Below are 405 nucleotides of genomic sequence, written 5' to 3'. Positions count from 1 at the left end.
GGTACTGCCACGGACAGCGAAGGCTATAGCGTCGACGTCACTGCCCCAGTCCCGACCATCAGCCTCGATGCCAACATCACTGCCGATGACGTGATCAACGTCGCAGAGTCCACTCAGCAGATTCCAGTCACCGGCACTGTCGGTGGCGATGCCAAGGCCGGTGACACCGTCACCCTGACCGTCAATGGCAAGAACTTCACTGGTCAAGTACAGGCCGACAAGACCTTCAGCATCAACGTACCGGGCGCCGACCTGGTCGCCGATGCTGGCAAAACCATCAACGCCAGCATCAGCACCACCGATGCTGCCGGCAACATTGGTACTGCCACGGACAGCGAAGGCTATAGCGTCGACGTCACTGCCCCAGTCCCGACCATCAGCCTCGATGCCAACATCACTGCCGAT

At 60.0% G+C, this 405-nt stretch carries 1 protein-coding gene; it reads left to right on the top strand.

Annotated elements, in window-relative coordinates; all coding sequences use genetic code 11:
* Positions 1-405: Ig-like domain-containing protein (locus PVA39_RS23240; protein WP_274126075.1), on the top strand; the 405-nt coding region annotated here is incomplete at both ends.

Origin of the sequence: Pseudomonas sp. CNPSo 3701, from assembly GCF_028674975.1 — a bacterium.
Taxonomy (GTDB): Bacteria; Pseudomonadota; Gammaproteobacteria; order Pseudomonadales; family Pseudomonadaceae; genus Aquipseudomonas; species Aquipseudomonas straminea.
Note: the sequence above shows the minus strand (reverse complement) of the source record. Positions and strands in the feature narration are given on the sequence as shown.